Genomic DNA, 11117 nt, shown 5'->3' with positions numbered 1-11117 from the left:
CAGCGCCATCACGCCACCGATGCAGAAGAACGCGAACGACGTCACCAGATACAGCGTGCCGATCGTCTTGTGGTCCGTGGTGGTGAGCCACTTGATGACCACGTTGCCGGGCTGCTTGCGCCGGACCGGCAGCTCGTTCTCGTACGAGTCCTCAGCTGCGGCGGCACCCTGGGGTTCGTTGAGGATGCTCACAGGTTTGTCGTCTCCCGGTTCTTCTCGTGGCTCGTCTGCGCGATGCCGGCGGGAATGTAACCGGTCTGCCCCTTCTTCGCGAGGTCCTTGAGGTGCTGCTCGTAGCGCTCGGGGGAGACGACCTTCACGTTGAACAGCATCCGGGAGTGGTCGACGCCGCACAGCTCTGCGCACTTGCCCAGGAAGGTGCCCTCCTTGTTGGGGGTCACCTGGAAGGCGTTGGTGTGGCCCGGGATGACGTCCTGCTTCATCAGGAACGGGACCACCCAGAAGGAGTGGATGACGTCACGCGAGGTGAGGACGAAGCGGACCGTCTTGCCCTTGGGGAGCCAGAGGGTCGGACCGGGGTTGCCGGTCTGCGGGTTCTTCGTACCGGGCGTGCCGACGTCGTAGACACCGCCGGCGTTGGCCGGGAAGTCCTCCTTGAACCGGTCCGGAATGGCGGCCAGGTTCTCGTCGGTGTTCGCGTTCCCGGTGGAACCCTCGACGTTCTCGATGTAGTTGAAGCCCCAGCTCCACTGGAAGCCGACGACGTTGACCGTCAGGTCGGGCTTCTTGGAGACATCGAGGAGCTTCGACTCGTCACGTGCCGTGAAGTAGAAGAGCACCGAGACAATGATCAGCGGAACCACGGTGTACAGCGCCTCGATGGGCATGTTGTACCGGGTCTGCGGAGGTACTTCGACCTTGGTGCGGCTGCGCCGGTGGAACATGGCGCTCCACAGGATCAGGCCCCAGACCAGCACGCCGGTGGCGAGCGCGGCTGCCCAGGATCCCTGCCACAGGGAGAGGATCCGCGGAGCCTCTTCCGTGGTGGGGGTGGGCATACCAAGGCGGGGGAAGTCCTTGTATGTGCAACCGGTCGCGGTCACCAGGACCAGGCCCGCAGTCATTGCCTGCAGCAGCTTCCGCCGCATCGGGCGCCGCGGCGAGCGGTCGGAGCCGTTGGGACTCACGTAGCGCCTTCCCGAGAGTCTCGCCCGCGCGGGTTGGCTGCGGCCTGCCTTCTGGGGGGTCGGTCGCCGCCCTGCGTCGGGCAGGGGTTTGGATGTTTATGCGGACCAAACCCTACTGGACGCAATTTGGGGTCGCGCGGGGAGGGTCCCCAACGCGCCGGGGGTCACCCCGAAGGGGGCTGACGGGGGGTTGGGCGCCCAATGGGGTGGGGGGTTCCGTTCGTTGGCGGGTGCGGGTTGTGGGTGGCTGGTCGCGCAGTTCCCCGCGCCCCTACAGGTGGGACCACATGCCCGCTGTTGAGGACTTAGCGTTGGGGTGTGTCCTACTTTGATGCCGCATCCTCAGCTCCGCTCCACCCTGTTGCTCGGCAGGCTCTGCTGGCTTCTCTCGATGAGGGGTGGGCCGATCCCGCACGTTTGTACAGGGAGGGGCGGCGGGCTCGGATGTTGCTCGACGCCGCACGGGAGGCTGCGGCCGAGGCCGTCGGGTGCCGTCCCGATGAGTTGACGTTCATGTCGTCCGGGACTCGGGCTGTGCACGTCGGCATGGCGGGCGCTCTCGCGGGTCGGCGCCGCATCGGACGTCACCTGATCGTGTCAGCGGTCGAACACTCGTCGGTGCTCCATTCGGCGGAGGAGTGGGAGGCGTCGGGCGGGGCGGTGACCAGGGTCGCGGTGGATCGCGGTGGTGCCGTGGCCGTCGAGGGGTACGAGGCCGCCGTACGGCCGGACACCGCGCTGGCCTGTCTCCAGTCGGCCAACCACGAGGTGGGGACCGAGCAGCCGGTCGCGGAGGTGGCCGAGGTGTGCCGGGCGGCCGGGGTGCCGTTGCTGGTGGACGCGGCGCAGTCGCTCGGGTGGGGGACGGTGGCCGGACCCTGGTCGTTGCTCACCGCCAGTGCCCATAAGTGGGGTGGGCCCTCCGGGGTCGGGCTGCTGGCCGTGCGTAAAGGGGTGCGGTTCGCGGTTCAAGGGCCCGTGGACGAGCGGGAGTCGGGGCGGGCGGCCGGGTTCGAGAACCTGCCGGCGATCGTCGCGGCGGCGGCTTCCCTGCGCGCCGTACGGGCCGAGGCGGCCCAGGAGGCGGTACGGCTGCGGGAGCTGACGGAGCGGATCCGGGCGCGGGTGCCGGAGTTGGTCCCCGACGTGGAGGTCGTCGGCGATCCGGTGCGGCGGCTGCCTGGGGTCGTCACCTTCTCCTGTCTCTATGTCGACGGAGAGACCCTGCTGCACGAGCTGGACCGGGAGGGCTTCTCCGTCTCGTCCGGATCGTCCTGTACGAGCAGCACGCTGACGCCGAGCCATGTGCTGCGGGCGATGGGCGTACTGAGTGAGGGCAATGTGAGGGTGTCGTTGCCCTTCGGGACCCCGGCCGAGGAGATCGAGCGGTTCCTGACCGTCCTGCCGGGCGCGGTGGCGACCGTACGGGAGAAGCTGGGCGCGCCGGTTCCGGTGACGGTACGGGAGGAGAACACCCTCGTCGTGGACGCGCTGGGCAAGCGCTGCCCGATCCCGGTGATCGAGCTGGCGAAGGTCATCGGCGACGTCCCGGTGGGCGCCACGATCCGCGTCCTCTCGGACGACGAGGCAGCCCGCCTGGACATCCCGGCATGGTGCGAAATGCGGGAACAGGAATACATGGGCGAGGAGCAGGCGGAAAAGGGAACGGCATACCTAATCCGCCGATTGAGCTGACCGACCTGTCTTTAGGGGCGCGGGGCTGTATCGATTTGCGGCTACCGCCGCGTGTGCGCGACCAGCCCTCACGCACCCGCAGACGAAAAAATCAGCCCAGATACCCCTGAACCTCCACCGCAGCCTCATCCCCATAGGCCTTACGGAACCGGTCCATGAAGTTGGCGCGCCGCAGCTGGTACTCCTGCGTACCCACCGTCTCGATGACGAGAGTCGCCAGCATGCAACCAACCTGCGCCGCCCGCTCCAGCGAAACCCCCCACGCCAGCCCCGACAGGAACCCCGCCCGGAACGCGTCGCCGACACCCGTCGGCTCGACCTTCGCCTCCTCCTCCGGGCAGCCGACCTCGATCGGCTCCTCGCCGACGCGCTCGATGCGTACGCCCCGGGCGCCGAGGGTGGTGACCCGGGTGCCGACCTTGGCGAGGATCTCGCTGTCGGACCAGCCGGTCTTGGACTCGATGAGGCCCTTCTCGTACTCGTTCGAGAAGAGGTACGCGGCGCCCTCCAGCAGGACCTTGATGTCGTCGCCGCCCATGCGGGCGATCTGCTGGGAGAAGTCGGCCGCGAACGGGATGGACCGGGTGCGGCACTCCTCGGTGTGGCGGAGCATCGCCTCCGGGTCGTCCGCGCCGATCGAGACCAGGTCGAGGCCGCCGACGCGGTCGGCGACGGTCTTCAGCTCGATGAGCCGGGCCTCGCTCATGGCGCCGGTGTAGAAGGAGCCGATCTGGTTGTGGTCGGCGTCGGTGGTGCACACGAAGCGGGCGGTGTGCAGCGTTTCCGAGATGCGCACCGAGCCGGTGTCCACGCCATGGCGGTCCAGCCAGGCGCGGTACTCGTCGAAGTCGGCGCCGGCGGCCCCGACCAGGATCGGCCTGGTGCCGAGCTGGCCCATGCCGAAGGCGATGTTCGCACCGACGCCACCCCGGCGTACGTCGAGGTTGTCGACCAGGAAGGAGAGCGAGACCGTGTGCAGCTGGTCCGCTACGAACTGGTCGGCGAAACGGCCGGGGAAGGTCATGAGGTGGTCGGTGGCGATGGAGCCGGTGACTGCGATACGCACGGCGAGGACACTCTCCTGCAAGGGGAGGCGGGATTGACAGTTCACGCTACCCGGTCGGCCCGTGCTCGCTGTAGCGGCCAAAACTACCCGATAGTAGATCTTTCTCGGACGGGTATCCGGTGCATACGGTTCCGGTATGACGAACTTCAAGGTCCAGCAGGCCCAGCGGGTGCACCACGACCTCGAAGGGGATCTCGCCTCCCTGCGCGGCGACTGCGCCCGGATGGCCCCGCACTGGGCGGCTCCGGACCGAGTCGTCGCCCTGCCCGTCCCGGCGTCCCGTATCCATGGAGTGACGGTCCCGTCGGCCTCGGCACGGCTGGTGGACGCGATGTCCGAGTACGGCGACTGACGGGCGGCGACCGGCTCCACCCCGCCGACCAGCGCTCGAAGGGAACCGTGCGCTCCCCCGATGCGTCCCATCGCTGTCCCCCGTAAAGAGGACACGGTGTACGACCCCACGGTGCCTGTCGGTGACAGGACCGCGCCGGTCGGGACAGCCGGGACAGCTGGGAGCCGAAGGAGCGATGCGGTGAACACCGAGCGACCCGATCACGACGACGCCGATGACGACAAGGCCCCCGAGGTCGAAGCCGTCGACGGCACCACCGAGGCCGCACCCGAGGAGAGCGGTGCCGAGGAGCGCCCGTCCCGGCGCCGGTCCCCGGTGCTCGTCGCCTCGGTCGCCGCCGCGGTCCTGCTCGTCGGGGGCGGCGGGGCGTACCTCGCCAGTAGCGCGACCGGCGGCTCGGGCGACGGCGGCGGTACGGACAACACGGCGGCGCCGGGCGGCGCCGGCACCACTCCCCCGGCGCTGGCCCTCGACGGCTACACCGGGGGCGACGGCACGGGCGGTATCGCGCCCGGCGAGCCCGACCCGAACGGCGTGACCTACCGCGCCGACGGCACCCTGCCCGCCGGGCCCGCCTCGGCGCCGGTGTACTCGACGGCGAAGGACGAGATCACCGCCGCCGAGGTGACCCGGCTGGCCGAGGCGCTCGGCGTCGAGGGGAAGCCGGTGACCGAGGCGGAGAGCTGGCTGGTCGGTGCGGCGAAGGACGGCACGGGTCCGGTGCTGCGGGTGAACAAGCAGGCGCCGGGGACCTGGTCCTTCAGCCGGTATCTCGTCGGCGGCTCCGACAACTGCAAGAGCACCACCGAGTGCCCGCAGAACCCCGGGGCCGACGCCGAGCTGCTCGAACCGATCAGCGAGTCGGCCGCGAAGAAGGCCGCGGCGCCGGTGCTGAAGGCGGTGGGCCAGGACGACGCGAAGCTGGACGCGAGCCAGATCATGGGCGAGCAGCGGGTGGTGAACGCCAACCCGGTGGTCGGCGGGCTGCCGACGTACGGCTGGACGACCGGTGTCCAGGTCAGCGCGCAGGGCGAAGTGGTGGGCGGCAGCGGCCAGTTGGCGACTCCGGTGAAGGGCGACACCTATCCGGTGCTCGGCGCCAAGGCGACGCTGGCCCTGCTCAACGAGCCGGGGGCGGTGACGACTCCCGAGCACCGCATGGGCATCGGGGGCTGCGCCAGCCCCGTACCGCTGAAGGACCGGCTGGAGGCGCCGTGCGGTACGACGGGTACGGCGACGACGCAGGCGAAGGAGTCGCTCACCGTCGACAAGGCGGTGTTCGGGCTGGCCTCGCACTCCGTGTCCGGGCGGCCGGCGCTGGTGCCGTCGTGGCTGTTCGAGGTACGGGCGCAGGGTGCCGCCGAGAGCTTCACGGTGACGTATCCGGCGGTCGACCCGAAGTATCTGGCCGGGGCCGGGAGCAGCGCGGAGCCGTCTCCGACGGCCACGCCGACCGCGCCGGGCGAGGAGCCGTCGGCCCCGACGACGACGCGTGACACGAAGATCGAGGGCTACACGGTCGCCGGCGACGGCAAGGAGCTGACCGTGGGCTTCTGGGGCGGGGTGTGCAGCGAGTACTCGGCCTCGGTGGAGGAGAACGGCGAGGTGACGGTGACCGTGACCTCGACGACCGAGAAGGGCAGGATCTGCGTCATGCTCGCCAAGGCCACGTACGAGACCGTGCGGTTGGACGAGCCGCTGGGTGACCGGAAGGTCGTCGGGGCGGACGGACAGGCGATCCCCGAGGGCGACTTCGCCAAGAGGTGACCCTCGGCACAGATGAAGGCGGCGCCCCCGTCGGAGGGGGGCGCCGCCTTCACACGTACGACTTGGGGTCTACTCCACGCGTACGACCTGGGGTTTAGCTGAAGGAGTCGCCGCAGGCGCAGGAGCCCGTCGCGTTCGGGTTGTCGATCGTGAAGCCCTGCTTCTCGATCGTGTCGACGAAGTCGATGGAGGCGCCGCCGAGGTAGGGAGCGCTCATCCGGTCGGTGACGACCTTGACGCCGCCGAAGTCCTTGAGAACGTCACCGTCGAGGGAACGCTCGTCGAAGAACAGCTGGTAGCGCAGGCCCGAGCAACCGCCGGGCTGAACCGCGACGCGCAGGGCGAGATCCTCGCGGCCTTCCTGGTCGAGCAGGGCCTTGACCTTCGCCGCGGCGGCGTCGGACAGGATGATGCCGTCGGTGACGGTGCTGGTCTCGTCCGATACGGACATCTACATCTCTCCCGGGTTGTACGGAGACTGCTTGCCGACGAGTGCAACCGGCGGGGCCGCGGATTCATTCCGGGCCGAGAGTCTGTTCTTTCCGTTCTCCCTCCATGCTCGCACACACGCAAGAACGCGAACAGCGGCCTGTGGACGGGCTCCGGACAGGCCGCGGACAGGCCGCGGGATTCATGTCACATCGACGCTATGGACCTCGTCAAAGTGACGTGAAGGGGTTACGATAGATAGCGTCAATTCGACGAAAAGGTCCATCCTTCATCAGCACAGTCCGCAGAACAGAAAGGGTGCGTGTCGTGACCACCGCCCAGACCCAGGAACTCGACGTACAGCCGTCGCCCCTCGCCCTGCTGCTCCTCGGCCGTGAGGCCGACCCGAAGAGCGAGCGTGGCGTCGAGTGTCCCGGCGACCTGCCCTCCCCCTCCGACCCCGACCTGGTGGCACGTGCGCGTGCGGCCAAGGAGAAGCTCGGCAGCAAGGTCTTCGTGCTCGGCCACCACTACCAGCGCGACGAGGTCATCCAGTTCGCGGACGTCACGGGCGACTCCTTCAAGCTGGCCCGGGACGCGGCGGCGCGTCCGGAGGCGGAGTACATCGTGTTCTGCGGTGTGCACTTCATGGCGGAGTCGGCGGACATCCTGACCGGCGACGAGCAGAAGGTGGTCCTGCCCGACCTGGCCGCGGGCTGCTCGATGGCGGACATGGCGACGGCCGAGCAGGTCGCGGAGTGCTGGGACGTCCTGACCGAGGCCGGGGTGGCCGACCAGGTCGTGCCCGTGTCGTACATGAACTCCTCGGCGGACATCAAGGCGTTCACCGGCAAGCACGGCGGCACGATCTGTACGTCGTCCAATGCCCAGCGCGCCCTCGAGTGGGCGTTCGAGCAGGGCGAGAAGATCCTGTTCCTGCCGGACCAGCACCTGGGCCGGAACACTGCCGTCCGGGACATGGGCATGTCGCTCGACGACTGCGTCCTCTACAACCCGCACAAGCCCAACGGCGGTCTGACCGCGGAGCAGCTGCGCGACGCGAAGATGATCCTGTGGCGCGGCCACTGCTCGGTGCACGGGCGTTTCTCGCTGGACTCGGTGAACGACGTCCGGGCCCGGATCCCCGGCGTGAACGTCCTGGTCCACCCGGAGTGCAAGCACGAGGTGGTGGAGGCGGCGGACTACGTCGGCTCGACCGAGTACATCATCAAGGCCCTGGAGGCGGCCCCGGCCGGTTCCAAGTGGGCCATCGGGACCGAGCTGAACCTGGTACGCCGACTGGCGAACCGTTTCGCGCCCGAGGGCAAGGAGATCGCCTTCCTCGACAAGACGGTCTGCTTCTGCTCGACGATGAACCGCATCGACCTCCCCCACCTGGTCTGGACCCTGGAGTCCCTGGCCGAGGGCAAGCTGGTGAACCAGATCTCGGTGGACCGGGAGACGGAGGCGTTCGCGAAGCTGGCGCTGGAGCGGATGCTGGCGCTGCCGTAGACGGGTGGACGGCGCTGCCGCTGCCCGTGTCCATTCGGGTGCGCTCGCGTTCTTAGGGATGTACATCTTAGATATGCATCCCTAAGAACGAGGTGACTGACCGTGCCGCGACCGCCCCGCCGCAACATTCCCAAGCCGTCCCAGGTCTTCGACCGCGACTGGGAGTGGAGCGAGCTGACCGCATTCGTCGCCAACGAGGAGCCCGGACCACATCTCGCGGTCGTCTCCGGGCGCCGCCGACAGGGAAAGAGCTTCCTGCTCAAAGCCCTCACCGCAGCGACGAACGGCTTCTACTTCGCGGCTGTCGAGGCCACGCGGACCGAGTCCCTGAGTCTGCTCGGCGAGGAGATCGGACGATTCACGGACGCTCCCGTGCCACCCCGCCCCCAACACTGGAGCGAGGCCCTGGAACTGCTCTTCGACCTGGCCGCGCAGCGCCCCGTCACGATCGTCATCGACGAGTTCCCGTATCTGGTCCGGGGCGACACCTCCCTCACTTCCCGCCTCCAGGCGGCCATCGGAGCCGGATTCGGCCGCGATCTGCGCCACCACCCCCGCATCCTCCTTTGCGGCAGCGCGATGTCGTTCATGGGCGGCCTGCTCTCCGGCACGTCACCGTTGTACGGCCGCGCGAGACTCAACCTCGTCGTGCACTCCCTGGGTTACCGGGAAGCGGCCGAGTTCTGGGGCATCACCGACCCGAGGCTCGCCGTCCTCACGCACGCCGTGGTCGGCGGAACCCCGGCCTACCGGCGGGAGTTCGTGGCCAACGACGTGCCAGAGGGACTGGACGACTTCGACGACTGGGTGTGCCGTACGGTCCTGAACCCCATGCGCCCCATCCACGGCGAAGCGGAGTTCCTGCTGGCCGCCGAACCGGACGTACGCGATCGCGCGCTCTACCACTCCGTCCTCGCGGCTGTCGCGGCCGGAAACCACACCAGCGGTGGCATCGCGGGCGCGGTGGGCCGCAAGGCCACCGATATCTCCCAGCCGTTGACGGTACTCAAGCGATGCGGACTGCTGACCTTGGAAGCGGACGCCTTCCGCGGCAACCGCAGTGCTTACCGCATCGCCGAACCGCTGATCACGTTCCACCACGCGGTGGTACGCCGTAACCAAGCCCTTATGACCGAGCGACGCAACCTGAAGACGACCTGGTCCCTGTCCCGGGACACATTTCTCAGCAAGGTCGTCGGACCCCACTTCGAGCAGTTGTGCCGCGAGTGGGTCGCCTGGCACGCCGAAACCGACACCTTCGGCGGTCTGCCCATCGACGTCACCTCGGGAACCGTCCCCGATCCGGCGGCGCGCACCTCCCACGAGGTCGACGTCGTCGTACGCGGGGCCGTCGGCCAGGACCACGGCATCCTGCTGTCGGTCGGCGAGGCAAAGTGGAACAAGGTGATGGACGTACGCCACCTCGAACGCCTCCGGCACATCATCGGACTCCTGGCGGCACGAGGCATCGACACGAGCCATGCCCGCCTCGCCTGTTACAGCGGCGTCGGCTTCTCCCCAGAGCTGCATGCGGCTGCCGAGCGCGGTGAGGTCATCCTGGTCGACCTGAAACGCCTGTACGGCGGGTCATAGCCATCGTCCCTCTCAGGGGCTTGAGAGCGTACGTACTTTCCTTGCGAACTCGGCCAACCACATATCGGCGACCGCGCTGCGTCATTACCCTGGTCGCCTCACAGTGCGTGTACAAACGGGGGCAGTATGGCGACGCAGCGCGAGCATGTCGGCGATCTGGTGGTCGTGGTTCCGGGCATTCTGGGCAGCCGGTTGGCGGACGCGGAGGGGAAGGAGGTCTGGGGGCTCTCGGGGAGTGCACTGCTACGAGGCATCCGGACCTTCGGAAAGTCGGTCACCCGACTGACGCTCCCCGCCGACATCGGTGACGGCCACCCCGGCGACGGCGTACGTCCGGTAGGCCTGATGCCCGACCTGCACGCCCTCCCCGGCACCGGACCGCTGGTAGACGGGTACAGCGGCCTGGTGGAGTGGCTGGAACGACACTTCACGCTAGGCCGTCGCCTGCCGGACGACGATCCGTCCACTCCCGCGAACCTCATCGAGTTCGCCTACGACTGGCGGCTCTCCTGCCGCTACAACGCTGCCCGTCTCGCCGAGCGCGTCGTCGAGGAGCTGGGACGCCGGCGCGCGTCGGCGCCGGAACGCGCAGACGCCAAGGCCGTCTTCGTCTGCCACTCCATGGGCGGACTGATCACCCGGCAGTACGTCGAGCAGTACGGCGGGGCCGAGATCACCCGGCGCGTCATCACCCTGGGGACGCCGTACCGGGGCTCCCTGGACGCCCTGTTGACCCTGGTCAACGGCATGCGCCCGGGGTTCGGTCCCGTCCGGATCGACCTCACCCGGTTCGCGCGCAGCCTCCCCTCACTGCATCAACTGACGCCGGACTACGCGTGCTTGCGGGGCGTTCCCGGCCACACCGAACTCCGGTACGCGCGTGAGGTGACCGGCCTGCCGGGGGTCGACGAGGCGCTGCTGAAGGACGCAGGACTGTTCCACGAGGCGCTGCGGGAGTCGCGTCAGGGCGCCGCGTACGGAGTCGAGTTCACGCCAGTGAGCGGTGTGCTGCAACCGACTCCGACGACGGCCGACCTCGACGGTGAGGGCGTGTTGACGGGGCTGCCCACGATCGACGGCGCCGACGAGGGCGGCGACGGGCGGGTGCCTCGGCTGTCCAGCGCGCGGGTGGGGAGGGGCGAGGCCGCGTACACGCCCTGGGAGCAGCACGGGTCCCTGCAGAACAACACCGGTGTGCGGTGGGCGCTTTGGGGCTGGCTTACGGGGGCGGCGCCGGTGCACCGGGGGCCGGCGGAGGAGTCGGGGGCCGCGCCGCTCGGGGTCAGCCTGCCGGACACGGTGATCGAGGGCGAGGCGTGCGAGGTGACCGTCACGGTGCCTGAACGGGTGTCGGGGTACGACGAGTTGGCTGTCGCGGTGTCCGTGGAAGGTGGGGGTCCTGAGCGGACGTTGCGGAATCTGGGCGGTGGGCGGTACGTGGCGGTGCTGGGTGGGTTGGCGGTGGGGGCGCATCGGGTGCGGGTGAGTGCGCGGAGCGCGCCTGAGGTGGCGGTGACGGGGTTGGTGTTGGTGGCGGAGAGGGATGTCTGAGGTG

Annotated in this window: 9 protein-coding genes and 1 pseudogene; 6 read left to right on the top strand and 4 right to left on the bottom strand. The window is 69.0% G+C overall.

All coding sequences use genetic code 11. From position 1 onward, the window contains the following. Positions 1 to 192 (bottom strand): annotated as a pseudogene (locus ACWDR4_RS15155) (cytochrome ubiquinol oxidase subunit I); the annotation flags it as partial. Further along, the gene (gene ctaC, locus ACWDR4_RS15150) at positions 189 to 1148 is read right to left on the bottom strand and encodes an aa3-type cytochrome oxidase subunit II (protein ID WP_450408550.1); all 960 of its coding nucleotides are present in this window, start codon (positions 1146 to 1148) and stop codon (positions 189 to 191) included. The gene ctaC and the pseudogene ACWDR4_RS15155, both read right to left, overlap by 4 nt. 318 nt (positions 1149 to 1466) lie before the next feature. Between ctaC and ACWDR4_RS15145 the strand changes: the two genes are divergently transcribed. Further along, entirely contained in the window at positions 1467 to 2843 is a 1377-nt protein-coding gene (locus tag ACWDR4_RS15145; RefSeq protein WP_450408547.1) for an aminotransferase class V-fold PLP-dependent enzyme, read from the top strand. Between the two features lie 91 nt (positions 2844 to 2934). Here ACWDR4_RS15145 and ACWDR4_RS15140 read toward each other — a convergent pair whose 3' ends face one another. Next, a complete protein-coding gene (locus ACWDR4_RS15140) occupies positions 2935 to 3909 on the bottom strand; it encodes a carbohydrate kinase family protein (protein ID WP_450408545.1) in 975 nt (324 codons plus the stop codon). Between the two features lie 136 nt (positions 3910 to 4045). Between ACWDR4_RS15140 and ACWDR4_RS15135 the strand changes: the two genes are divergently transcribed. After that, complete coding sequence (locus tag ACWDR4_RS15135; RefSeq protein ID WP_450408543.1) at positions 4046 to 4261, top strand: hypothetical protein; 216 nt, start codon at positions 4046 to 4048, stop codon at positions 4259 to 4261. A 180-nt stretch (positions 4262 to 4441) separates the two neighbouring features. Then, the gene (locus ACWDR4_RS15130) at positions 4442 to 6028 is read left to right on the top strand and encodes a hypothetical protein (RefSeq protein WP_450408540.1); all 1587 of its coding nucleotides are present in this window, start codon (positions 4442 to 4444) and stop codon (positions 6026 to 6028) included. Between the two features lie 94 nt (positions 6029 to 6122). On the opposite strand, the gene ACWDR4_RS15125 is transcribed toward ACWDR4_RS15130, so the two are convergent. Continuing rightward, positions 6123 to 6479 carry an iron-sulfur cluster assembly accessory protein gene (locus tag ACWDR4_RS15125; protein WP_369036767.1) on the bottom strand — a complete coding sequence of 119 codons (357 nt, stop codon included), beginning with the start codon at positions 6477 to 6479 and terminating at the stop codon, positions 6123 to 6125. 305 nt (positions 6480 to 6784) lie between these two features. Between ACWDR4_RS15125 and nadA the strand changes: the two genes are divergently transcribed. The 3 genes from nadA (at position 6785) to ACWDR4_RS15110 (ending at position 11113) form a co-directional block, all read left to right on the top strand. After that, positions 6785 to 7969 (top strand): quinolinate synthase NadA, encoded by a 1185-nt coding sequence (gene nadA / locus ACWDR4_RS15120; protein WP_450408537.1) that lies wholly within the window; start codon positions 6785 to 6787, stop codon positions 7967 to 7969. A gap of 102 nt (positions 7970 to 8071) precedes the next feature. Then, a complete protein-coding gene (locus ACWDR4_RS15115; RefSeq protein ID WP_450408535.1) occupies positions 8072 to 9562 on the top strand; it encodes an AAA family ATPase in 1491 nt (496 codons plus the stop codon). A 126-nt stretch (positions 9563 to 9688) separates the two neighbouring features. Beyond that, complete coding sequence (locus ACWDR4_RS15110) at positions 9689 to 11113, top strand: esterase/lipase family protein (RefSeq protein ID WP_450408532.1); 1425 nt, start codon at positions 9689 to 9691, stop codon at positions 11111 to 11113. Positions 11114 to 11117 lie beyond the last annotated feature (4 nt).

The sequence above is a fragment of the Streptomyces sp. NPDC000878 genome, assembly GCF_053599695.1.
This window is presented reverse-complemented; position numbering and strand designations above follow the sequence as displayed.

Coding starts and splice junctions, on each gene's coding strand:
- ACWDR4_RS15135 (WP_450408543.1), top strand. CDS start 4,046: ATGACGAACTTCAAGGTCCAGCAGGCCCAGCGGGTGCACCACGACCTC.
- ACWDR4_RS15125 (WP_369036767.1), bottom strand. CDS start 6,479: ATGTCCGTATCGGACGAGACCAGCACCGTCACCGACGGCATCATCCTG.
- ACWDR4_RS15110 (WP_450408532.1), top strand. CDS start 9,689: ATGGCGACGCAGCGCGAGCATGTCGGCGATCTGGTGGTCGTGGTTCCG.